Annotated in this window: 23 protein-coding genes and 1 other annotated feature (1 of these 24 running past the window's edge); of the genes, 20 read left to right on the top strand and 3 right to left on the bottom strand. The window is 37.4% G+C overall.

From position 1 onward, the window contains the following. Positions 1 to 22 precede the first annotated feature (22 nt). Positions 23 to 1,405: a polysaccharide deacetylase family protein gene (locus tag H7T92_RS04185; RefSeq protein WP_201037163.1), complete on the top strand. Its 1,383-nt coding sequence runs from the start codon at positions 23 to 25 to the stop codon at positions 1,403 to 1,405. A 42-nt stretch (positions 1,406 to 1,447) separates the two neighbouring features. Here H7T92_RS04185 and H7T92_RS04180 read toward each other — a convergent pair whose 3' ends face one another. Together H7T92_RS04180 and H7T92_RS04175 are read right to left on the bottom strand one after the other, a co-directional pair. Next, entirely contained in the window at positions 1,448 to 2,533 is a 1,086-nt protein-coding gene (locus tag H7T92_RS04180) for a DEAD/DEAH box helicase (protein ID WP_201037162.1), read from the bottom strand. Further along, positions 2,530 to 3,510: a Gfo/Idh/MocA family protein gene (locus tag H7T92_RS04175; RefSeq protein WP_201037161.1), complete on the bottom strand. Its 981-nt coding sequence runs from the start codon at positions 3,508 to 3,510 to the stop codon at positions 2,530 to 2,532. Before H7T92_RS04175 ends, H7T92_RS04180 begins: the two co-directional genes overlap by 4 nt. A 139-nt stretch (positions 3,511 to 3,649) precedes the next feature. Between H7T92_RS04175 and galE the strand changes: the two genes are divergently transcribed. From galE to H7T92_RS04090, 17 genes are all read left to right on the top strand, one after another. After that, positions 3,650 to 4,666 carry a UDP-glucose 4-epimerase GalE gene (gene galE / locus H7T92_RS04170; protein WP_201037179.1) on the top strand — a complete coding sequence of 339 codons (1,017 nt, stop codon included), beginning with the start codon at positions 3,650 to 3,652 and terminating at the stop codon, positions 4,664 to 4,666. Positions 4,667 to 4,827: 161 nt separating this feature from the next. Beyond that, the gene (locus H7T92_RS04165) at positions 4,828 to 5,526 is read left to right on the top strand and encodes a glycosyltransferase family 2 protein (protein WP_070589286.1); all 699 of its coding nucleotides are present in this window, start codon (positions 4,828 to 4,830) and stop codon (positions 5,524 to 5,526) included. Between the two features lies 1 nt (position 5,527). Continuing rightward, positions 5,528 to 5,869, top strand: a complete 342-nt coding sequence (locus tag H7T92_RS04160; RefSeq protein ID WP_070589284.1) for a DUF2304 domain-containing protein — start codon at positions 5,528 to 5,530, stop codon at positions 5,867 to 5,869. After that, positions 5,862 to 7,121 (top strand): lipopolysaccharide biosynthesis protein, encoded by a 1,260-nt coding sequence (locus H7T92_RS04155; protein ID WP_201037160.1) that lies wholly within the window; start codon positions 5,862 to 5,864, stop codon positions 7,119 to 7,121. Before H7T92_RS04160 ends, H7T92_RS04155 begins: the two co-directional genes overlap by 8 nt. 4 nt (positions 7,122 to 7,125) lie before the next feature. Then, positions 7,126 to 8,280 (top strand): glycosyltransferase, encoded by a 1,155-nt coding sequence (locus H7T92_RS04150; RefSeq protein ID WP_201037159.1) that lies wholly within the window; start codon positions 7,126 to 7,128, stop codon positions 8,278 to 8,280. Beyond that, on the top strand, positions 8,277 to 9,791 hold the full coding sequence (locus H7T92_RS04145; RefSeq protein WP_201037158.1) for a DUF2142 domain-containing protein: 1,515 nt from the start codon (positions 8,277 to 8,279) through the stop codon (positions 9,789 to 9,791). Before H7T92_RS04150 ends, H7T92_RS04145 begins: the two co-directional genes overlap by 4 nt. Before the next feature lie 90 nt (positions 9,792 to 9,881). Then, on the top strand, positions 9,882 to 10,826 hold the full coding sequence (locus H7T92_RS04140) for a glycosyltransferase family 2 protein (RefSeq protein WP_201037157.1): 945 nt from the start codon (positions 9,882 to 9,884) through the stop codon (positions 10,824 to 10,826). A 457-nt stretch (positions 10,827 to 11,283) separates the two neighbouring features. Beyond that, a complete protein-coding gene (locus tag H7T92_RS10410) occupies positions 11,284 to 12,045 on the top strand; it encodes a hypothetical protein (protein WP_260314272.1) in 762 nt (253 codons plus the stop codon). A gap of 64 nt (positions 12,046 to 12,109) precedes the next feature. After that, positions 12,110 to 12,961: a dTDP-4-dehydrorhamnose reductase gene (gene rfbD / locus H7T92_RS04130; RefSeq protein WP_070589272.1), complete on the top strand. Its 852-nt coding sequence runs from the start codon at positions 12,110 to 12,112 to the stop codon at positions 12,959 to 12,961. 107 nt (positions 12,962 to 13,068) lie between these two features. Beyond that, complete coding sequence (gene cps2T / locus H7T92_RS04125) at positions 13,069 to 14,217, top strand: beta 1-4 rhamnosyltransferase Cps2T (protein WP_201037156.1); 1,149 nt, start codon at positions 13,069 to 13,071, stop codon at positions 14,215 to 14,217. Next, positions 14,214 to 15,155 (top strand): glycosyltransferase family 2 protein, encoded by a 942-nt coding sequence (locus H7T92_RS04120; protein ID WP_201037155.1) that lies wholly within the window; start codon positions 14,214 to 14,216, stop codon positions 15,153 to 15,155. Before cps2T ends, H7T92_RS04120 begins: the two co-directional genes overlap by 4 nt. Further along, complete coding sequence (locus H7T92_RS04115) at positions 15,155 to 15,961, top strand: ABC transporter permease (protein ID WP_201037154.1); 807 nt, start codon at positions 15,155 to 15,157, stop codon at positions 15,959 to 15,961. The genes H7T92_RS04120 and H7T92_RS04115 overlap by 1 nt, the downstream gene beginning before the upstream one ends. Next, positions 15,961 to 17,172, top strand: a complete 1,212-nt coding sequence (locus H7T92_RS04110; protein WP_070589264.1) for an ABC transporter ATP-binding protein — start codon at positions 15,961 to 15,963, stop codon at positions 17,170 to 17,172. Before H7T92_RS04115 ends, H7T92_RS04110 begins: the two co-directional genes overlap by 1 nt. A 9-nt stretch (positions 17,173 to 17,181) precedes the next feature. Then, positions 17,182 to 18,183 (top strand): glycosyltransferase, encoded by a 1,002-nt coding sequence (locus tag H7T92_RS04105; RefSeq protein WP_070589262.1) that lies wholly within the window; start codon positions 17,182 to 17,184, stop codon positions 18,181 to 18,183. A 1-nt stretch (position 18,184) separates the two neighbouring features. Continuing rightward, a complete protein-coding gene (locus tag H7T92_RS04100) occupies positions 18,185 to 19,933 on the top strand; it encodes a rhamnan synthesis F family protein (protein ID WP_201037153.1) in 1,749 nt (582 codons plus the stop codon). Further along, positions 19,933 to 22,458 (top strand): LTA synthase family protein, encoded by a 2,526-nt coding sequence (locus H7T92_RS04095; protein WP_201037152.1) that lies wholly within the window; start codon positions 19,933 to 19,935, stop codon positions 22,456 to 22,458. Before H7T92_RS04100 ends, H7T92_RS04095 begins: the two co-directional genes overlap by 1 nt. 94 nt (positions 22,459 to 22,552) lie before the next feature. Then, complete coding sequence (locus H7T92_RS04090; protein WP_023917814.1) at positions 22,553 to 23,029, top strand: EbsA family protein; 477 nt, start codon at positions 22,553 to 22,555, stop codon at positions 23,027 to 23,029. A 9-nt stretch (positions 23,030 to 23,038) separates the two neighbouring features. Here H7T92_RS04090 and H7T92_RS04085 read toward each other — a convergent pair whose 3' ends face one another. Then, on the bottom strand, positions 23,039 to 23,239 hold the full coding sequence (locus tag H7T92_RS04085) for a ferredoxin (protein ID WP_003003472.1): 201 nt from the start codon (positions 23,237 to 23,239) through the stop codon (positions 23,039 to 23,041). A gap of 45 nt (positions 23,240 to 23,284) precedes the next feature. Here H7T92_RS04085 and H7T92_RS04080 point away from each other — a divergent pair, with 45 nt between their 5' ends. Both H7T92_RS04080 and cmk read left to right on the top strand, forming a co-directional pair. After that, the gene (locus H7T92_RS04080) at positions 23,285 to 23,740 is read left to right on the top strand and encodes an SAG1386/EF1546 family surface-associated protein (RefSeq protein ID WP_003006692.1); all 456 of its coding nucleotides are present in this window, start codon (positions 23,285 to 23,287) and stop codon (positions 23,738 to 23,740) included. A 14-nt stretch (positions 23,741 to 23,754) separates the two neighbouring features. Further along, positions 23,755 to 24,435, top strand: a complete 681-nt coding sequence (gene cmk / locus H7T92_RS04075; RefSeq protein WP_049490929.1) for a (d)CMP kinase — start codon at positions 23,755 to 23,757, stop codon at positions 24,433 to 24,435. Between the two features lie 23 nt (positions 24,436 to 24,458). Then, positions 24,459 to 24,574 (top strand) — a sequence feature (ribosomal protein L20 leader region) (it continues 13 nt past the right edge of the window).

The following is a 24,574-nucleotide window of genomic DNA, read 5'->3' as shown; positions in this document are numbered from 1 at the left end:
AGAAATTTGCTATAATAAAGTTATGAGATTCAAACACACGAAAACTATTTTATTAATCATTACAAATCTCCTTTTTCTGAGTCTTTTGTATATCGGCTATCAAAAGATTCAAAGGGTTCGTGAACAAAAAGCCTATCAGGATCAGTTTGCTAAGGTTACCCAACTTGAGAAAAGCTCTGAAAAAGGGAAAGATGTTCAAGTTCAGGAAGGGATTTTAGGAACTTCTTATGTGACGGCTTATTATCCTACTAAGGATGGACAGCCTGTTGAGATTGTGAAAGAGAAGATCCAAGAAGACCTTCAGCGTCTAGGATCCGATGAAAAAACCAAAGAACCAAAGCATTTGACCTTCTACCATAGTGAAGAAGCAGAAGCGCCTTTTGTTGGTTATCACCCGATCCAAATCAAACGGGCTGAATACCAGTACAAAAAAGGGAAATTCATCAAAGATGAGACGGTGAAGTTGCCCCTCTTTTACTTGGATGATGAGAACAATCCTCTGACCCTGAGCCAAGTTTTTGCGGATCCAGATGGAGCCAAGCAGATCTTTTTGGAGGAATTACGGGGAAATCTAGCCTTTCGTCAGCTGGACGAGGAAAGCATTGATCAAATGGTTGCCCACTTCTCAGAGTTGGATTTGAGCCAATGGGAATTCCAATATGAAAAAGGAAATTTCACCATTCCATTTCCAACCAAGGTTAAGGGAGATGATACCTTCACTGTTCCCTTGTCTAAATTCTATGACGTGATCGATTCAGAGCGCTTGCTTCCTGATGATCTAGCTTCTTACCAATCCTATATAGAAGAACGCCACCGTAAGATGATTGCCTTGACCTTTGATGATGGACCGGATCCAACGACGACTCCTCAGGCACTGGCTATCTTGAAGAAATACAATGCAAAAGCTACCTTCTTTATGGTCGGAAAAAATGTCAGTGCGAATCCTGATATTGCTAAGCAAGTCCGCAAAGAAGGTCATCAAATCGGGAACCATACCTGGGATCACCCTCAATTGCCAAAATTGAGCTTGGATAATGCCAAAAAAGAGATCTTGGATACCCAAGAAGCTATTCAAAAAGCGACAGGCGTTCAAACTAAGATCACGCGTCCTCCGTATGGAGCCATCAATAACGCCATCCAATACAGTGTAGACCAGTCCTTCATCATGTGGGATGTGGATAGCCTGGATTGGAAAACTCATAATACGACGGCTATTCTCAATGAAGTGAAAAAAGAAGTCAAACCGGGTTCGATTATCCTCATGCATGATATCCATCAAACCACGATTGATGCTCTTCCGACCGTCCTTGACTACCTTAAATCACAAGGTTATACCTTTGTAACGGTAGATGAATTGTTGGATTATCAACTTGAAAGTCATCGCATTTATTACAATGGAAATTAACTAAAAAATCCTCTGCAGTAAATTTACTAGCAGAGGATTTTCTTATTCATTTAAAAAGAGTTCTGAATTTTTTAAAACCAGTTCACGGACAGAAGCGTATTTTTTTAAGGATTTGAGTTCTTCTGGGTGGGTGATAAAGGTAATCACATAGCCATCATGCCCCATTCGTCCTGTACGACCGGCACGGTGGGTATAGGTCTCTACATCACGAGGAATATCGTAGTTAATCACACACTCAAGATGTTCAATATCGATGCCACGAGCGACTAAATCGGTGGCAAGTAAGAGGGTCAGCTGATGGTCTTTGAAGCGTTCCAGAATGACCTTGCGGTATTTTACATTGACATCGCTTGCGAGCGATACGGCCTCAACACCACGGTATTGTAGTTTTTCTTCAGCACTACCCAGATCAGACAGGCTATTGAAAAAAGCCAGACCACGAAAATCTTCGATGTAGGCGAGTTTGCGGAGCAATTCGACCTTGTCCCGCTTATCCACTTGCATATAAAAATGTTGGATATTTTCCAAAGAAACTCCATCAACCGTAATGCGAAGGGTATTTTCTTCTAGCTGGTCTGGATCGACCTTGGCTGTGGCACTCATATAGATATATTGGTGGTCGCGGGGAGCATAGTGGCTGATCTTGTCGACGAAGTGGTACTGAGAATCGCTCAGTAATTGGTCGAATTCATCTAAAATGATGGTTTCCACATTCATCATTTTGATCTTTTTCAGCTTGATCAGTTCAAAGATCCGACCAGGCGTCCCAACCAGGATTTCGGGTCCTTTTTTGAGGCGTTCGATTTGCCGTTTTTGACTAGATCCTGAAAGGAAGAGTTGTGTCTGGAGACCGAGAGGATCTGCCCATTGTTTGGTGACATCAAAAATTTGTCCTGCTAACTCTGTGTTAGGAGCCAAAATCAAGAGTTGTTGGGCCTTCTTCGGTTTGAGTTTGAGCAAGCTCGGAAAGAGGTAGGCAAGTGTCTTACCAGTACCGGTAGGACTGATCCCGAGGACATTTTCTCCTTCATAGATAGGGGAGAAGATCTGTTCCTGAATTTCAGTGAATGCATCAAATCCGAGTGTTTCTAACTGGTCTTTCCAGGTTTGTGGAAATTGTTCTTTCATTCTTTTTCATCCTTAAATTGTATTCCAGCGCTTTGACGCATATGGTAGAGGGTTTCATGGACCTGCTCAGCTGTTTGTAACCATTCAAGATAAGCAGCTGGCTTTTGATGAGCGATGGCAAGGGCAAAGGCTTCCGCCTCTTCTTGCATTTGGTGCGGGCAGGGCTGGATCGGAAGGTCGATAACTTCCCCAGAATGGCTGACGAAGCGAGCCTGGTTGATGGCTGCTACAGCATTGAGAGTCAGCGTTCCAGTCTTGGTGTAGATTTCAGCAGGTAGATGGCTGGTGATATTTTTCCCTGCCTGAATGGCAACCTGAAACTCTGGATAAATCAAGACACCTTGACCATAGAGATCAACCGAATTGGGTAATTGCTGAGCGGTGTAGTGACTGGAGATCGGTTCTCCAAAGAAGCCAATCGCCAAGTAGAGGCAGTAGACACCCAGATCCATCAAAGCTCCACCTGCATAGACATCTGAGAAAATATTGGGCATCTCACCTGCAAGAAGGGCTGGCAATTTGGAAGAATATTTGGCAAAGGTGAAGTTGGCGCCCAGTATTTCCTGATTAGAGAGGAAGTCTTTAACTACTTGAAAGGCTGCTTCTTGGTAATTTCTGGCAGCTTCAAAGAGATAGACCTGGTGCTCCTTAGCGAGCTTGACCAGCTCCTTCCATTCAGAAGGCTTGGTCACAGCCGGTTTTTCAATGATGACATGCTTCTTGGCCAGAATAGCAAGCTTGGCCTGAGCGAAATGAAGAGAATTGGGGCTAGCAATGTAAATCACATCCAGCTCACTGTCTAAGAAGTCGATGAAATCCGTGTAGCAAGAGACCGCCCCATAAGGCTCACAAAACTCTTGAGCTGTCTTCATCTTTCTCGAATACACAGCATGCAAGTGATAGTGGCCTGTCTGATGAGCAGCTGTAATAAATTCATGTGAAATCCAACTCGTACCAATAATTCCCAGCTTTAACATAAGGTGTCCTTCCGTAATCGATTCACTCTATTATACCATGAAAAGGGGGAGGGGCGGGGTGAAAAATATAGGACAACTTTTGAAATTATTCATAAAATATGGGATAATTGTATTAATTTTATTGAATGAGGAAAAAATAATGAAACAAAAGATTTTAGTAACGGGTGGCGCTGGCTTTATTGGTTCCCATACTATTATCGAATTGACCAAAGCAGGTCATGAAGTAGTGGTGGTAGATAACTTTGTGAATAGTAGTAAAAAAAGTATCCAAGAAGTTGAAAAGATTATTGGTAAATCTATTACATTATACGATATAGATGTTCGAGACAAAGAGAAGTTATTGGAAGTATTTGTAAAAGAACAACCTACAGGGGTGATTCACTTTGCTGCATTGAAAGCCGTTGGAGAATCGGTTCAAATCCCTCTCACATATTATGAAAACAATATAACCGGAACATTGACCTTGCTTCGAGTTATGGAAGAAGTCCAGTGTAAAAACATTATTTTTAGCTCGTCAGCGACTGTTTACGGTGATCCACATACTGTCCCTATCTTAGAGGATTTTCCGCTATCAGTAACCAATCCATATGGAAGAACAAAGTTGATGATTGAAGAGATGCTTCAAGATATATACAAGTCAGATTCTTCCTGGAATATCGTGCTGTTACGCTATTTCAACCCAATTGGTGCTCATGAAAGTGGGAATATTGGTGAAAATCCAAATGGAATCCCAAATAATCTTTTACCATATGTAACACAGGTAGCAGTTGGAAAGCTAGAATATGTTAATGTGTTTGGTAATGATTATCCAACTCCAGATGGAACTGGTGTCCGCGATTATATCCATGTGGTTGATTTAGCAAAAGGACATGTGGCGGCATTAAGGAAACTTGAAAAAGATTCAGGGTTAAATATTTATAACTTGGGTACTGGTAGAGGATACTCTGTTCTTGAAATCATTCAAAATATGGAAGATGTGGTAGGAAAAACAATTCCTTATAAAATTATTGAGAGACGTGCTGGAGATATTGCAACCTGTTATGCAGATCCATCGAAAGCAAGTGAGGAGTTAGGTTGGAAAGCTCAATATGATATTCATCGCATGTGCCAAGATGCCTGGAGATGGCAAAGCAAACATCCAAATGGATTTGAATAATAACTAAGTTTAAAGAATTGCTTGATATTTATAACTAATATCGAGCTTTTTTATGCTTACAACAATTGTTATTGTTGGTATAAAGTTCTGAGATTAGTGGATAAAATATTTTGGTTATTGTATAATGGATAAAAAAGAATTTTAATGGAGGAAGAAGGATATTGAAATCCTCAGATTTATTAATTATTATACCTGCATATAATGAGGAAGGTTCGATTCAGTCAGTTGTAAATAATATTATTCAAAATTATTCCCAGTATGATTATGTAATTATCAATGACGGTTCAAGAGATCAAACCTCAGAAATTTGTCATAACAATGGCTATAATATTATTGATTTACCAGTCAATCTTGGACTAGCTGGAGCATTTCAAACTGGATTATTGTATGCTTACCAATACGGTTATGAAAAAGCGGTGCAATTTGATGCAGATGGTCAGCATCTTCCAGAGTATATTGCTGCTTTAGAAGATGGAATTGATAAAGGAAATAAAATGGTCATAGGTTCTCGCTTTGTAACAGAGAAAAGACCAAATTCGTTTCGTATGTTAGGGAATACCCTTATAAGTTTTGCTATTAAATTGACCACTGGAAAAACGATTAATGATCCGACATCTGGAATGAGAATGTTTTCAAAAGATTTAATACAAGTTTTTGCAAAAAATATCAACTATGGTCCTGAACCAGATACTGTTTCTTATCTATTAAGAAATGGTGTTCCAATTTCAGAAGTTCAAGTTCGAATGGAAGAGAGACAAGCGGGAGAAAGTTATTTAACTTTTTCACGCTCTATTAAGTACATGATTCATATGTTCGTATCTATTCTATTCATTCAGAATTTTAGAGAGAGAGGAAAATAGAATGTCAATCTGGTTTCAAGTTGTATTAGTTGTTGTTTCATTGGGAACATGTGGGTTTATTCTCCAGAACATCAGAAAATCTCGTGTACAGATTAATGATGCCTTGTTTTGGATCTTCTTTTCATTAATTTTATTAGTTTTTAGTATTTTTCCAAAGTTAGCAGAGTTTATCGCAGCATCCTTAGGAATTGCATCTGCTGTTAATTTTATTTTTCTTTTTATTATTTTCTTGTTATTAATGAATCAGTTCCAATTAACTGTACGGTTGTCAAAGTTAGATACCAAGTTTAAAAATCTTGTCCAAGTTATCGCTTTAAACAAAAATGAGGAGAAAGATGAATAATACTCCTTCTCAAAAAAGTATTTACATATGGAACCTGCTAGGAAATTTTGCGGCAGCAGCAGTCTCGGTATTATATTTGTTAATTGTATCTAGAATGCAAACCAGTGAGGTGGCAGACCAATTTAGTCTAGCTACCTCAATTGGTAATTTATGGATTATTATCGGACAATTTCAAGTTCGAAACTATCAAGCCACTGATGTCAACTCAAGTCATCCTTTTTCAGCTTACTTTTTTACAAGATTGCTGACTGTTGTCCTGATGTTGATTACTTTATTTCCTTACTTGAGGATAATAAACTATGATTTTACTAATAGCTCTGTGATGATTATTACTTGGATTATTGTGTATCGTGTAGCAGATGCTTTTTCGGACCTATTCCAAGGTTATTTTCAGCAACATGGTCGTTTAGATATTGCAGGGAAGGCCATGGTTTATCGATATACTTTAAGTGTACTCGTTCTTTTATTCGGACTCTTGTTGTCTCATTCTATGGTTTTGACTCTGATAGTCCTAGCTTTCATCAATCTGTTTTTTGTATTTGTTTATGATTATGCACATTTCAAATTGTTTGACAGGGTGAGTTTTATTCATATTTTTTCAAGGGATATTTTTGATGAATCCTTAAAAATTATTAAAATTTGTTTCTCATTATTTATTTATGGGTTTTTATTGACACTTGTTTTTAATGAGGCGAAGTTATCAATTTCTGGTGCTTATGCTAAAGGTATAGTCGAGACTGGTGCTCAAAGGGATTACAATATCCTGTTTATGCCAGTGTTTTTTATGAGTCTTTGCATTTTGGTAGTAAGACCTCTCATTACTCAAATGGCTGAACTGTGGCAGAAGAAACAGTTTCAGATATTTTACAAAATGTTCTTCAAAATAGTGAATTTTACTCTCTTAATAGGGATAGTTATTACTTTTTTTGCTTATTTAATAGGTGTCAATGTTCTAAGTTTAATATTTGGAATAGATCTATTAAAATATAAGATAGAACTGACTATTCTCGTTTTTTCAGGTGTCTTGTATTCATTTTCGATTATACTCGAAAATATCTTAATTATCATGAGAAAACACTATTATTTATTATCCGTGTATACCCTAATGTTTATAGTTACTAAACTGATAACAAATGAGCTGGTTAATAAGTATCAGATTATGGGAGCCTCAATTAGTTTTTGCATTGCTATGTTAGTTTATGTAATGGGAAGTTTTACAATCTTTAGTATTATAAAATCAAGAAAGAAATAGGAAAATGACAAGAGATATTATTTTTGTCACTCACCATTTAGGTGGAATCGGTGGTGTTCAGCGTGTAGTTGATCAGCTCGCTACACGTTTTGCTGAAGATGGAAACAAAGTGACGGTTGTCGGCTGTGCTGTTCAATCACAAGAAAAGTATGAGAAGGTACAAAAGAATTATCATGAAATTCTTCTATATCAGGAGGATATTTTCTTTGAAAAGCCGTGGTTATTCTTAAAAGAAAAGTATTACTCAAAAAAATTAGAAAAAGAATTAACTGTACTTTTGTCACAATCAAAGAATCCAATGGTCATTTTAGCAAACCCAATTGTTTATCTTTTGATGGAAAAAAGTTTGAAGAAATTTTCTAATTGTGCTTTCTTCATTGGACAAATGCATTCTTCTGCTGATTTTGTATTGGAATGTAAGGGAATTTATAAAGTTTATCCATATATTATTAAAAATAAATATCCGAAATTGGATTGTATAATGTTCTTATCGGATTCTTATTCGGAAGTGATTAGCAATCATTACAATATTCCATTGGAAAAATTTGTTGCGATTACAAATCCACTACCAAGATATATAGGAGAATCAGAAAATGATTATCAAGAGAAGTCAAAAGTGATTTCTTTTGTAGGTCGGCTAGATCCGGTCAAGCAAATTGATCATCAAATTCAGGCCTTTGCACAAGTGGCAGATGAATTTCCTGATGTTGTTTTTAATATATACGGATCTGGTAATTTGAAGGAAAGTCTCCAGTCACTCATAGATAAATTAGGAATGACAAAACGTATTATCTTAAAAGGGAAAACAACCCAGGTTAAAGAAGTTTATCAGGAGTCATTGTTTACCTTATTAACTTCTAAATCTGAAGCTTTTGGTATGTCAGTTGTTGAGTCAATGGTTTTAGGTACTCCAGTATTAACTTATAATTGTTCACAAGGAGTTGCTGAACTTCAAACTGATACGCCTGAGATGCTCTTTGATCCAAGTATTGAGGAGTTAGCAACTAAAATGCGGTATTTTCTAACCAATCCTGCTTTTCTAGAGGACATTGGAAGAAGAGGACGTGAATATGTCATAGGGACTTATGCAGAGGATATTATCATTCAAAAGTGGTATGATCTGTTTCAGCAGTTAGAAGAAAAGAAAGGTGTTACATGACAAATCTACTTTTAAAAAATCGTTCTGATTTCTTTCACAATATTTGGCAAAAGAAATTTTATATTTTGCTTATCTGGTTTCTGATATTTGGAACGTATTTTTATTTCGATGGTCCATTTAATAATGCGCCAATTAAAACATTTGTTATTGTTGGAGGAATTTTCACCCTTCTATCACTAATAGATATTAAGTTATACAATAAAATTTTTTCAGTAGTTTTATTTACTGGACTAATTTTTTGTGTCTATACCCCGAATATGGATACACCAGATGAAAATTTTCATTATTCTAGAGCTCTTTATATTAGTGATGGACATTTATATTTGCCTTCATCAGTAGAAGAGATGAAAGTGTCATCGGATATATCTGAAGTTGAAGAAGAATTTAAGAAGCCTTTATTACAAACTGATTTGGAAGAGAAACAATTATCTGACAAACAGGTAGTATATTCTAATTTAGGTAATACCAATGGCTATTCATTTGTAAGTTATTTGCCCCAAACATTGGGAATTCTTATCGCGCGTCTCTTCCATTTAAGTGTATTCGGTTCAATTTTTCTAGGTAGATTTTTCAATTTACTAGTTTTTGCCTTACTTGTTAGATTTGCTATAAAAAAATCTGGTGATAAGCAATTAATTTTTTCTCTATTAACTATTATTCCTATCAATATTTATATTGCTGCATCATTTAATCAAGACGCTTTTGCCAATGGTCTTATCTTTTTAGTTGTTGGATTATTCCTGTCCTATTTTGAAAAAGAGAGAGTGAGTAATAGAGATTTATTAATCTATACTTTCTTATGTATTTTAATTGCTTTTTCAAAATTGCCTTATGTGTTACTAGTTTGTTTATTAGCATTTTTGCCCAAAGAGAAACTAAACAAAAAACAGTATCTTTTGATTGTTGGTTCTATTTTTATTGTCGCTTTAACCAGTGTGATTTGGTTGAAAGTGACAAGTGGGATAAATGCAACGGTTGTTCATCCGAATCCAGCTATTAATCCAATGAAAAAGATTTTTTTTACAATGCATCATTTCTCAGATTTTATTAGAATGATGATTAAAGAAGTTGTAAATTTTATTCCATTTAAACTGCAATCCTTGTTTACTTTTGGTTGGTTGACCTATGATACGAAAGCTTTTATGTGGTTCTATTTGATTTTCTTATCTGTTGCCCTATTTGTGCTTCCAAATGGGAAACCAATAAAACCATTTACAAAGTTTGGAGTAATACTTGTTTCGATGGGAATTATTTTCGGAATCCTAATGACAGCTTATCTAATGTGGGGTGAGGTTGCTGATATTTCCATTAAAGGGATTCAGGGTAGATATTTTTCAGGGATTTTTGTTCTCATTGGTTGTATAACGGATTTTTCAAGAAGACTGTTTTGGAATCAGAATAGAACAGAACCTATTGAATATGATAAGAATAAAGTAGAATTTAACTATACCTACATTGCTTCTTTGTTTATTCTTGTCTCAATTATTACAACCATTAGTCAATACTATTAAATTGTTGTTTTACCATGGAATTAAGTGATATACTAGGGGAAACCCTAGTTTTTTGTTACAATAGAGAGTGAATAAGTTAAGGAGTAAGTTATGACCATATCAGTTGTAGTCCCATGTTTTAATGAAGAAGAATCAATACCATTTTTTTACAGGGAGATGGAGCGTGTTCGGATGGAGATGGAAGAAAAGTTTGAATATATTTTTATAAACGACGGTTCGTTAGATCGAACACTATCTGTTCTTCGAAAATTGCATGTTGTAGATTCAAATGTGCATTATCTTTCTTTTTCTCGTAATTTTGGGAAAGAGGCGGCTTTGTATGCAGGACTTGAGCGTGCCAAGGGAGATTATGTGACTGTTATGGATGTAGACCTACAAGATCCGCCAGAGTTATTGATTGAAATGAAGCAGAAGTTGGAGGAAGATCCGGATTTAGACTGTGTCGGAACGAGACGCGTAACCCGTGATGGGGAACCACCGATTCGCTCTTTCTTTGCACGGATGTTTTATAAATTGATCAATCATATTAGCCAAGTGGAAATGGTCGATGGAGCGCGTGATTTCCGTTTGATGCGTCGCCCAATGGTCGATGCCATTATGGAGTTATCCGAGTACAATCGTTTTTCAAAAGGGATTTTTGCTTGGGTAGGATTTGAGACAGAATACCTCGAATATAAAAATGTAGAGCGCGTGGCAGGAGAGACGTCTTGGAATTTTTGGTCTCTCTTCAAATACTCGATTGAAGGGATCGTTAACTTCTCAGATGCCCCACTAAATATTGCCTTTATTGGTGGTCTTCTATCTTGGATCTTGGCCTTTATCATGGTGGTTCTAATTGTGATCCGTACACTAGTCTTTGGAGATCCGACTTCTGGTTGGCCATCTCTTATGACAGTGATTCTTTTCCTTGGGGGCTTCCAATTGCTAACTATTGGGATTTTGGGTAAATATATTGGCAAAATTTTCATGGAAACCAAGAAGCGTCCAGTTTATTTGATAAAAGAGAAAAGTGATGAAAAGACTATTAAAGATTAAAAAAGTATATTTTGGTTTATTTTTGGTTTTTGTTTCAGCTCTATTTGCTTATAGATTCTACCAGGCAAATAGTGTGTATCCTGTTGGAGATCAGACGGGGTTTATCGTTCATGCTCAACAAATAAATTTTAATTATCTATATTTCGCAATCTTTCGATATATGACTTGGAGTAGTAGATTGCTAATTGAATCTGCTACCATGTATTTTTCTTTACATGAATTAATATTTATATTTTCAGCATTTTTGGCAACACTTTTTTTATTGATATGTAGTCGAAAACTTTGTCCTAACTTTCCTTTGTTACCAGGTGTGTTGCTATTTTTGTTTTTTCCTAGGACACTATTTGTTAGCGCAGGTGCTATTCCTACCTATACGAATTATATTTTTCCGGCTTCTCTGCTAATTTTTTCTTTATATTATAGAACCTCAAAATACATTTTGGTCAAAGTTTAGAGTATGATATTTTTTGTCTTTTCAATTATGCAAGAGCAATTAGCTGTTTATTCTTTTTTGTGGCTTTTATTCGAATGTGTCAGAGATTTAAAAAATAAATCTTTAAAAAAGTTTGATATAGTTTATTTAAGTTTTAGCATTTTGGCTATTTTATCTGTTAAATTAAGCCCTGGCAATTCTATTCGAATAATGCAAGAGACTCAAAATTGGTTTCCAAATTTTAAAAATTTAAATATAATTCAAAAAATTTCATTGGGTATTCTAGAAACAGGCGAGAATTTATTAACAATATCAAAACCATATTTATTTATTTTATTTTTCTTAGTCTTAATTTTGATTATTTCATTATTAACTAAAAGAGTATTATCGTTTATATTGAGCATATTTGTTATTTTACTTTTGATTGCAAGTAAGTTAAAATTTAATTTATCCCTTTATAAAATATTTTTGATTAGTAAGAATGCAAATAAGACAGGGGTGTTTGTTAATAATATTGAGAATTATAGTGCAGTATTTATCTACTTACTAATATTTATTTTTATTCTTCTTTCGTTATATTTTGTTGTAGATAAAGAAAAGAGGATATGGTATGTTTATTTATTAACTATTGGAATGGTTGGAAGAATGTTAGTTTCATTTTCTCCAACGATCTATGCTTCAGGAGCAAGGACACATCTTCCTGTAATGATAAGTCTTTTTATTATTTCTTGCAATTTGTTAAGTGATATCATACCACTGTTAACTAGGAAAAGGTGTGTTGTTTAAAAGCAGAAAACTTCTGCTTTTTTTGCTATAATGATAAGGAAAAAGCATTCGAAAGGAACGTAACATGATTTTAATTACAGGAGCAAATGGGCAGCTTGGAACGGAGCTTCGCCATTTGTTAGATGAACGAAATGAAGAATATGTAGCTGTTGATGTAGCTGAAATGGACATCACAAATGCAGAGAAAGTAGACGAGGTATTTGAGGAAGTAAAACCAACCTTGGTATATCACTGTGCTGCTTACACAGCTGTGGATGCGGCAGAAGATGAAGGAAAAGAGTTGGACTATGCCATCAACGTGACTGGTACGGAAAATGTAGCAAAAGCGTCTGAAAAGCACGGCGCAACCCTAGTCTATATCTCAACGGACTACGTTTTTGATGGGAAAAAACCAGTGGGACAAGAATGGGAAGTAGACGATCAACCAGATCCTCAAACAGAGTACGGTCGTACCAAACGTATGGGGGAAGAATTGGTTGAGAAGCATGTGTCTAACTTCTATATTATCCGTACAGCTTGGGTCTTTGGAAACTACGGTAAGAACTTTGTCTTCACCATGCAAAATCTTGCGAAGACTCACAAAACACTTACAGTCGTCAACGACCAACATGGTCGTCCAACCTGGACCCGTACTCTTGCAGAGTTTATGACTTATTTGGCTGAAAACCGTAAGGAGTATGGTTATTACCACTTGTCAAATGATGCAGCAGAAGATACAACTTGGTATGACTTTGCAGTTGAAATCCTCAAAGATACGGATGTTGAAGTGAAGCCAGTGGATTCCAGCCAATTCCCAGCTAAAGCGAAACGCCCGCTTAACTCAACAATGAGTTTGGCTAAGGCTAAGGCTACAGGATTCGTTATTCCAACTTGGAAAGATGCTTTGAAAGAATTTTACAAACAAGAAGTGAAATAAGAACAAATAGAAGCGGCCCTCAAGGGTCGCTTTTCTGTTTGCATTAGGCAAAAAACCTAGAAAATGGTATAATTGAATAGACTGTGAATGATTTGAAAGGGAACTCTATGCAACATGTTTTTATTATCGGAAGTCGTGGGCTTCCGGCTCAATATGGCGGTTTTGAGACTTTTGTGGACCAATTGGTTTCGCATCAAGTGTCTCCAGATATCCAGTACCATGTTGCCTGCCTTTCTAATGATCAAGCTTATCAACATTTTGACTACAAGGGTGTGGATTGTTTTACCATTAAAGCCCCTAAGCTTGGGCCTGCGCGTGTCATCGCCTATGATATGATGGCCATCAACTACGCCTTGAAGCTTATTAAGAAACAAGGAATTGAACAGTCGATTTTTTACGTATTGGGCAATACAATCGGAGCCTTTGTGGCGCCCTTTGCGCGCAAGATCCATAAGATAGGCGGACGATTTTATATCAACCCAGATGGACTGGAGTGGAAGCGGGCCAAGTGGGCCAAGCCGATCCAAGCCTATCTCAAGTATTCTGAAAAGATCATGACGCGCCACGCAGATTTGGTGATTTCTGACAACCCTGGTATCGAGTCCTATATCAAGGAAGCCTACCCGTGGTCTAAAACGACCTATATTGCCTATGGGACGGACTTATCTCCGACCAGTCTGACCAATCAGGACAGGAAGGTCAGAGAACTCTATCAGAAGTGGCAGACACAGGAGAAAAACTATTACTTGATTTTGGGTCGCTTTGTTCCAGAAAATAATTACGAGACTGCCATTCGTGAATTTATGGCCTCTTCCTCCAAGCGGGATTTGGTGATCATTTGTAATCATGAAGGCAATCCTTATTTTGAGGAGCTCCGAGTTCGAACTGGATTTGATCAGGATCCACGCTTCAAGTTTGTAGGAACGGTCTATGATCAAGACCTCTTGAAATATATCCGTAAAGAAGCCTTTGCCTATATCCATGGTCATGAAGTGGGAGGAACAAATCCAGGTCTCCTAGAGGCTCTCGCTCAGACGGATCTGAATTTGGTTTTAGGCGTTTCCTTTAACCAAACGGTCGCAAAAGACACAGCCCAATATTGGACTAAAGAAACTGGGAATTTGGCGCATTTGATCAACCAGGTTGATTCTTTAAAAGATGTAACTGAATGGGGTCAATTAGCCAAAGCCAACATGAAACAAAACTTTACCTGGGAAAAAATTGTAGGTGAGTACGAGGAATTATTCTTATCATGAAAGTAAATATCTTGTTGTCCACCTACAATGGTGAGCAGTATCTAAAAGAGCAGGTCAAAAGTATCCAAGACCAGACCTATCAGGACTGGCAACTCTTGATTCGGGATGATGGGTCAAGAGATGGTACGGTAGAGATTATTCAAGAGCTAGTAGCTCAGGATGAGCGCATTCGCTTTATCAACCAAGGAGCTATCGAAAATCTTGGTGTTATCAAGAGCTTCCATGCCCTTCTGAAATATGAAAAAGCTGATCTTTATTGCTTCAGTGACCAAGATGATGTCTGGCTTCCTGAAAAGATTGCCCTTCAAGTAGCAGAAGCAGAGAAGCATCCTCAAGAAGTGCCTTTGCTGATCTACACAGATTTAAAAGTGGTCGATGAAAATTTGAATGTGCAGCATGAGAGTATGATTCGCACCCAGTCTGATCATGCCAATACAGAATTGATTCAAGAGTTGACGGAAAATACGGTAACTGGTGGGGTAGCCATGATTAACCACGCGCTGGCTGACTTATGGACGGGTCAAGAAAAACATGCACTTCTTATGCATGATTGGTATTTGGCCTTGTTGGCAACTGCATTTGGGAAGCTCATCTATATCGATCGGCCAACAGAATTGTACCGTCAGCACAGTAGCAATGTTCTGGGGGCTCGTACCCTTAGAAAACGGGTTAAAAATTGGGTTCGCCCTCATATTCTTTTTGCTAAATATTGGAATCTCATTGAGTCCAGTCAAGAACAAGCAAAAAATCTATTGGATCTGCCTGTCAGTTCCCAAACTAAAGAAATCATTGAAAACTTTGTCACCATTATGGATGTTCCACTAAAAGAACGTTTGAGACGGATTCGTCAGTATGGTTACCGGAAGAACCGAGCTTTTCATACGGTTGTGTTTACCAGCTTGATTCTGACAAAGTTTGCATATCGAGGTAAAAAATAATGTTTGACGTTTTTAGTCAGAAAAATCGAATTTTATTACGAGAATTAATCAAAACAGACTTTAAATTACGCTACCAAGGATCAGCGATCGGTTATCTTTGGTCCATTTTAAAGCCCCTGATGACCTTTACGATCATGTATATTGTCTTCATCCGATTTTTACGTTTGGGTGGAGATGTTCCCCATTTCCCAGTTGCCCTCTTGTTGGCCAATGTAATCTGGGGCTTCTTTTCAGAAGCCACATCTATGGGGATGGTGTCGATCGTTAGTCGAGGCGACCTGTTGCGGAAGTTGAACTTCTCCAAACATATCATTGTTTTGTCTGCGATTTCAGGAGCAGCCATCAATTTTGTTATTAACCTTGTAGTGGTCTTGATTTTTTCATTCTTTAATGGAGTGACATTTTCTTGGACAGCTTTGATGGTGATTCCGTTGTTCTTTGAGTTGTTCTTGATGGCGACAGGATGCGCATTGATCTTAGCGACATTTTTTGTTCGTTTCCGCGATCTTGGACAAGTCTGGGAAGTACTCTTGCAAGCAGGCTTGTATGCGACGCCAATTATCTATCCGATTACCTTTATCGCAGACCGCAATCCATGGGCTGCTAAGTTGGTCATGATGAATCCTTTGGCTCAAATGATTCAAGACATGCGTTACTTCTTGATCGATAAGGCCAATACCCCTGTCTGGCTTTTGGTGGAAAATAAGTTCTTGGTTCTGATTCCTTATGTCTTGCCAATTCTTATTTTTGTCGCTGGCTTTGCTTACTTTAACAAACATGCTAAGAAATTTGCGGAGATTCTCTAATGACAGATAAACAAATTGCAGTAAAAGTAGATCATGTCAGCAAGTACTTTAAGTTGCCAACAGAAGCAACCAATAGTCTTCGAACTGCCCTGGTCAATCGCTTTAAAGGCATTAAAGGCTATAAAGAACAACACGTCCTAAAGGATATTTCTTTTGAAGTAGAAAAAGGAGACTTTTTCGGGATCCTCGGAAGAAATGGTTCTGGGAAATCGACCCTTTTAAAAATTATTTCTGAAATCTATGTGCCGGAAAAAGGTACCGTCACTATTGATGGGAAACTGGTGTCCTTTATTGAGCTTGGAGTGGGCTTTAACCCAGAACTGACAGGTCGTGAAAATGTCTACATGAACGGGGCCATGCTGGGCTTCTCAACAGCTGAAATTGATGCCATGTATGATGACATCGTAGACTTTGCCGAGTTGCATGAATTCATGAACCAAAAGCTCAAGAACTACTCATCGGGGATGCAGGTTCGTCTAGCCTTTTCGGTTGCGATTAAGGCCCAAGGCGATATCTTGATTTTGGACGAGGTCCTAGCAGTAGGAGATGAGGCCTTCCAGCGCAAGTGTAACGATTACTTCCAAGAACGCAAGAAATCAGGGAAAACCACTATCCTAGTTACCCATGATATGGGAGCCGTTAAGAAATATTGTAACAAGGCTGTTTTGATTGAAAATGGTTTGGTGAAGGCATTGGGAGCCCCAGAAGATGTAGCAAATCAGTATAGTGTTGATAATGCGACTACAAGTAAACATCCTGAGAAAACTGACGATCGTAAGAATCATATTAGTGTAGTAAAAAATCTAAAAGTCAAAATGATTTCGGATCAAGTTATCCATCAGAACGATATGGTAGAATTTGAAGTTTCTTATGATTTAGAAGAAGATATAGTTACTTACTTAGTTTTCTCTATGACAGATATTGATAGAAATATTTGGATTTATAATGACAACACTTATGATTTTCCAACAACATCAAAGGGACACAAGATTTTTCGATATAAATGTAGTTTAAATGCAATCAATAATTTAAAATTAAAATTACAGGTCACTATTTTGGGAGAATCACGTGAAATGTTAGCTTTTGCAACAGAAGCTAACGCACCTCTAATTGTAATGAATCGAACGGATATAGCAAATGATGATTTTTCAGCTATGGACTCTTCTTCTGGGTTAATTCAGAGAAATGGGAAGTGGGATATTATCGAATAGGTGATTATTATGAAGGATTCAGTGGTAACAATAGTTTGTACGAGTTACAATTATAGTCAATATATTTCAATGGCTCTAGATAGTTTTTTGTGCCAAGAAACAGATTTTCCATATGATATTCTAGTTGTTGATGATTGCTCAACAGATAATTCAAGAGAGATATTATTAGATTATAGGGATCGATACCCAGATAAAATTTCTCTTGTATTTAATGATCGGAACAAAGGATTAACTAGAACTTGGATTGATATTTGTGATCAGGTAACAGCGAAGTATATTGCAAGATGTGACGCAGACGATTTTTGGATTGATTCAAAAAAATTACAAAAACAATTTGATTTATTAGAATCAAATGAAAACTCTAAGTGGTGTAATACAGAATTTAATATTGTGGATGAAGACAATAAGATTATCCACGAAAATGTTTTTAAAAATGGTCCTATTGCATATGCAAATACATATAGTAAAATGTTAGCCACGAAAGGTATGACATTACCTTCGTCGTGGATGATTGAAACTGAATTAATGCAAAAAGTAAATCACATGATAGCACCGGATTCTGTAGATGATGGTTTCCCAATGCAGTTGGAATTCTTTCATCTGACAGAACTTACATTTATTGAAGATGCAACTGTTGCGTATAGAATGTCAAGTAATTCAGATTCAAGACCAGTAGATCCTGTCAAAATGAAATATAGGATTGATGGTTTATTAAAAACACAATTAGAGTATCTAAATAAGTACCCTGAACAGGATATTTTAGACATTGCAAAAATACAAGCCGAACATGATGCAAAGCAAGAATGGCGGATTTTTGAAATGGGAAACTTAATCAATCATCTTCAAAAAGATTTAGAAATTTCAATAAATAAACTGGATGAATTATCTCAAAACGTACAAGAATTGATTCAAAAAAATGAAAAATTATCTCATGAATACAATTCCGTCATCCATTCTCGCCGTTGGACCATTCCAACAAAGATCTTGAAATTCTTAAGAATAAGGAAATAATATGCAACGTTTACTTTTATATGTCCACTTTAATAAATTTAACTTTATCAGTGGACATGTACTTTACCAATTAGAAAAAATTCGTCCCTTGTATTCACGGGTGGTCTTTATCTCCAATAGTCAGCTACCAGAAGATGTGAAGGCCCATTTGTCTTCGCAACAGTTGGTGGACGATATTCTCGAACGTCAAAATAGTGGTTTTGACTTTGCGGCTTGGCGGGATGGAATGAAGACAGTCGGCTTTGATCAACTGGCTCACTTTGATTCTGTTACCCTCATGAATGATACCTGCTTTGGACCTCTTTGGGATCTAAAACCAATCTACCAGCAGTTTGAAAATGATGATGAAGTGGATTTCTGGGGAATGACCAATTACCGGAAAGACAAGGATTTTAACGAGCATATTCAAAGTTATTATCTTAGCTTTAAAAAAAAGGTGCTAACATCGAGCGCCTTTCATGAATTTTGGCAGGGTGTTCAGGACTTCACAGATGTTCAAGATGTGATTGATAACTACGAGACCAAGGTCACAACGAACTTTTTGGATGCTGGTTTTCGCTATAAAACTGTTTTTGATACCATCCATGAAGACACAACAGGGATGCTCTATCCGGACTTTTCATACTACAACCCTACAGCGATTCTCAATCATAAGGTTCCTTTCATCAAAGTCAAAACCATTGCAAACAATGAAGGAATCATGCCTTATATTTTTGATGAATTGGAGCGTGTATCGGACTATCCATTGGATTTGATTCTTAACCACATGTCTATGATTGATCGTCCGGACTTTCCTTATCTCTTGTCTCGTAAGTACTTGAAAAATCAGGAATTAGCTGGAGAGTTTGGTAAAAAAGTTGGGGTTCATCTTCATGTCTTTTATGTGGACCTCTTGGAAGAATTTCTAGATGCTTTTCAAGCCTTTCATTTCGCTTATGACTTATGGATCACGACAGATGCAGAAGAGAAGAAGCAGGCTGTTGAGAAAATTCTTTCTCATCGAGCACAAGATGCCACGGTTGTGATGACTGGAAACATTGGTCGGGATGTGTTGCCAATGCTACTCTTAAAAGAGCAACTCTCCCACTATGATTATGTCGGTCATTTCCATACCAAGAAATCAAAAGAAGCAGATTTTTGGGCAGGTGAATCTTGGCGGAAAGAATTGATTGAGATGCTGGTCAAGCCAGCGGATCAAATCCTTGCCAACATGGAGGCCAATCCAAAAGTCGGAATCACCATCGCAGATATTCCAACTTTCTTCCGTTACAATCGAATAGTGGTTGCCTGGAATGAAGCCCTCATTTCGCCAGAGATGAACAAGCTATGGGAACGGATGGGAGCGACCAAGTCGATTGATTTCAAGAATCTCAATACCTTTGTCATGAGTTATGGAACCTTTGTTTGGTTTAAATATGATGCTTTGAAACCACTCTTTGATTTGAATTTGACAGCAGCAGATGTTCCAGCTGAACCTTTACCACAGAATTCAATCCTTCATGCGATTGAACGCTTGTTGATCTATATTGCTTGGGATCAAAAATATGACTTTAGGATCTCTCAAAACCCACATGTTCTGACACCGTTTATCGATAATAAGCAATTGAACAATCGTGAGGATCTCCAACCGCATACCTTTGTGGACTTTAATCAAATAGGAGGGATTAAAGGGGCCTTGAAGTATATTGTGATTGGACCAGCAAGAGCTGTGAAATATATACTAAAAAGAATGATAAAGAAAGTGAAATAATGAAACGGAAAAAAGAGTTTAATGTTAAAGAATTTATCCTCTCAGCATTATCGAAAGTCTCAAGAACTCAGTGGTATTATGGGGTTACTTTCGTTCTATTTTCTTTTTTTAATTTTTACCTAGCTCAGAATAATCTTGCAGTACATAATAAAGCAACGGGGACTGTCCTACAATATGTCAATTTTTTAGGAATTCTATTTGGAATTAGTTTCTTGCTATTAATTCCAATATTATCCCAGTTCAACTTTAAAAAATGGTTTCCTTTAAAGCTGATTGTCAGTTATTTGGTCTACAATACCCTTTCTTATTTGACAGAAATCACGATTTATTTGAATAATCCAAAATACAAGGTTTGGAATTTTGATCAGAATCCATTCTTTAGAACGGATTCCTTCCTTGTCATTTTCCTTCTGTTTGCTTCTACAGGTGGTTTGGTTCTATTGCGACAGCATTATGATAAGCTACCAAGTCGGAAAAAAGGAGGAGAAGAGATTGGCGAGAACTATCAGTATCTGGTCTTGTCGCAACTCTTGATCACCTTTATCGTAACAGACAAAAATTTTTCGACCCTGATTTACAGGACAGATAATTTTTTGTATAAGGCCTTTGAAATTGGCAAATACTCAGCTCAGCAATTTTGGTTAACAAATGAATTCTTATACATTCTCTTTCCATTGATTTCCTTACTTGGATTCTTGTATACAAAAGGGCAGCGAGATTTCGTCAAGAACAAACCGAGTTTCTCTTTAGTGTTCTTCTCTAGTACCACTATTGCAATTGTATTGAATTATTTTATCCAATTCAGTTTAGGTCGAACAGAACCCTTCTTAGGCGTTCATTACACGATTCCAGATGCCATCTTATTTCAAATTCTCATTCTGACAGCGATCCTTATCTTTGTTTACATTTGTATCAATCAATATTGGATTGCTACCTGTCTCATTTCCATTGTTTCCATTGCTTTTGTAGTTGCAAATTCCATCAAGTTTGGCATGAGGAATGAGCCGGTTTTACCAAGTGATTTAACTTGGTTGACCAAACCAATGACGCTTTTGAGCTTTGTGGACAAAGCGCAAATGTTTTACATATTTTTATTGATGGCTTTCCTGGTTTGTCTACTGATTGTCGGGAAAAAGTACCTCTTTAAAGGAAGAATTATTTCTTCATGGAAAATACAAATCGGAGCTATTGCAGTGATGCTCTTATGTTTTAAGAGTGTCAATGGGATATTCAGTGATAAAGAAAACGGGAAGATCAAGGCTAATGTACCAATTATAAGTACCCTGAACAATTACCAGGATATTAATTGGCTAGGGAATACGACCAATGCTCGTTATAAAGGATTGTCTTATGTTTGGATGAATCAATTGACGACGGAGGTTGTTCCAAAACCGGATGGTTATTCCAAAGAACGTCTTGAGAAAATAGCTCAAAAATATACCAACTTGTCGAATGAGATCAATGAGGAGAGAAGTAACTACTTAAACGATCAAACGGTCATTTATATTCTGAGTGAGAGTTTTTCCGATCCTAGAAAAGTCGAGGGGGTTGAGCTTACGCAAAATCCGATTCCAAATATTGAGAACATCATGAAGACCCACACGAGTGGGCAAATGCAATCGGATGGATATGGTGGCGGAACTGCAAATATGGAGTTTCAGACTCTGACAGGTTTACCATTCTATAATTTATCACAAACTGTATCTGTCTTGTATACGGAAGTTCTTCCTAAGATCCATGATGTGCCGTCTATCAGTAATGCATACTCAAAACAGAATAAGATTGCTGTTCACTTGGCAGGTAAATCAAATTATTCTCGGGATATTGTGTATTCGAGATTGGATTTCAAAGATTTTATTACGACCAATACAAAAGGGATCAAATATAGAAATGAAGGAATTAGTCCGAGTGATGAATCCACCTATAATATTGTTTTGGATAATTTAAACGACAAAACAGGACAATTCTTTTCTGTGATGACCATGCAAAATCATACTCCATGGTTAGAAGCAAATCCAGAAACCTTGGATGCCAAAGGTAAAGGTTTTAGTGATGAAGAAAATTCAAAACTGACTTTCTACAGTCGTTTACTTTCACAAACTGACACCGCCACCCAATCCTTCCTGGAAAGTCTTTCTAAAATCGATAAGAAGATTACAGTGGTATTTTATGGGGATCATTTGCCAGGACTTTATCCTGAGTCCGCCTTTAAGAATAATCCGGAGAGTCAGTATCAGACAGACTACTTCATTTGGAGTAATTTTGATGCACCGAAATTGAATTATCCTTTGGTCAATTCAAGTGATTTCTCTGCTATGGTCTTTGAACAGACCAATTCAAAAGTTTCGCCTTACTATGCTTTGTTGACGGAAGTGCTGAAAAAAGCAAGTGTCGATAAAAAGGCCCTAGAAGGAGAAGCGCAAGAAATTGCAGAGGATTTGAAAATGGTTGAATACGACTTGATTAGTGGGAAAGGTTACCTTTCTAAAGACTTCTTTAAAGTTCCAACTAATAAATCCAATTAAAAGGAGCGCTAGCAGGTAAAAATCTTTGTGATTTTGGCTGTCTGGCTCCCTTTTTTTTGTTTTTTATGCTAAACTATTAGATGGGGGTACGCTCATGATTAAGATATTTGGAAAGGTCCATTATCATTGGCAACCGGACTTATCTATTCTTGTGACTTATTGGTCCATTGCAGTGATTCCGGTCTTTATAGGACTGGCCTTGATGTATGAGAGCTCTAGTGTGCCAACGCTAGTTTTGTTTTCGTTCTTTTTATTTATGGTCTTGCTCGCGATTGGGGTCCATCGTTATTTCACGATCTATGAGGATGGGATCTTGCGGATTATTACAGCTAATCCTTTTACTCCAATCAAGGTGAAGATTGACTCGATTGAAAAGGTCGAAGTAAATAAGAAATCGATCAAGCTCATTTTTAATGATGGTTCGCGCAGTCGGACATTCTGTATGCGTAAATGGCCGAAAAAATACTTTATCAATGCGCTTGCCTTAAATCCTTATTTTAAGGGAGAAGTAATCTTGACGGACAATTTCATTCATGTGGATTACTACGAGATGTATTATGCAAACAAATAAAAAGCCCTCTTAATCTTTTAAGAGAGCACGAGTGGGGCATTCTTTAATAGCCTCGAGAACATCGTTTGTGACAGGAACCTCCTTTTCAAGGAGGTCGTCCTCTTCAGCAGCAAATTTAACGATGCCATTGTCATGGTAATCAAATAATTCAGAATAGGTCTGACAGAGACCGCAAGCGATGCAACGATCTGGAATTAACGTAACTTTCATACTTCTATTGTAATGATTTTTACGAGAAAAAACAAGGAGGAAGTCATGGCAAAAGAACCATGGGAAGAAGATATTTACGATGATGGAGAAGAAACATTGAAAAGAACGAGTAAGTTAAACGGAATCAAGGCAGATCGTCTATTGACGATTTTAGCCATTATTTTCTTTGTAGTAGTAGTGGCGATGGTCTGCTTGTTGATTTTCCTTTCAACAGGTGGCAGCAACAAATCAAAACAAATGTCTGGTTTCTACAATGGAGAGACTAAGGTTGAACAGAAATCATCAGCCCCTGCAGCACAAACTGACCAAGCGGCTAAAGACGATAGTTCAAAAGATGAGAACTCTGAAGAAGGCACGATCACTGTTCAAGCAGGTGAAGGGGAAGCAGCGATCGCTGCGCGTGCTGGTATTTCCATTGCTCAATTGGAACAGTTAAATCCTTCTCATATGTCTACAGGATCTTGGTATGCCAATCCTGGTGATGTCGTTAAGATTCAGTAGGAGTTGAGGACAGCATGAAACAAATTCAAATTGCCATTGATGGACCGGCTTCCAGTGGAAAATCCACGGTTGCAAAGATCATTGCCAAGGATCTAGACTATACGTATCTAGACACAGGAGCTATGTACCGTGCGGCGACTTATCTAGCTTTGCAAAATAATCTGACAGCTGAACAGGTTGATGACCTCTTAGCCCTTTTAGATCAGTATCCAATTAGTTTCGGTCGTTCAGAAGAAGGAGAGCAGCTTGTCTTTGTAGCAGACGTGGATATTACCCACCCAATTCGCGATAACCAAGTGACCAACAATGTTTCATGGGTTGCAGCGCTTGCGCCAGTCCGTGAAAAACTTGTCTCTCTACAGCAAGAAATTGCAGCAGAGGGGGGCATCGTTATGGATGGACGCGATATTGGGACAGTTGTCTTACCACATGCAGAGCTGAAGATTTTTTTGGTCGCTTCTGTTGAGGAGCGGGCAGAACGTCGCTACAAGGAAAATGTTGAAAAGGGCATCACAGCGGATCTTGAATTGTTAAAAAAAGAGATCGCTGAGCGGGACTATAAGGACAGCCACCGTGCCGTTTCTCCTTTGAAACCTGCAGCTGATGCCATTCATTTTGACACAACGGGTGTTGGAATTGCAGATGTTGTTGCCTTTATTGAAGAAAAAGCAAAAAAACTTCTTGACAAAGAATAAAAAACTTGATATCATATAAAAGTTGAGAAAAGCAGAAGTGAGAACTTCTCGCCTTGTGACGCAAGTTGCCTGGCCCCTACGGATCAAGTTTCAGTAATGAAATACATCATGTAGTTCGGGCCTGTATTGCAGGTCCGTT

The sequence above is a fragment of the Streptococcus parasanguinis genome (assembly GCF_016648855.1).
Classification (GTDB): Bacteria; Bacillota; Bacilli; order Lactobacillales; family Streptococcaceae; genus Streptococcus; species Streptococcus parasanguinis_L.
This window is presented reverse-complemented; position numbering and strand designations above follow the sequence as displayed.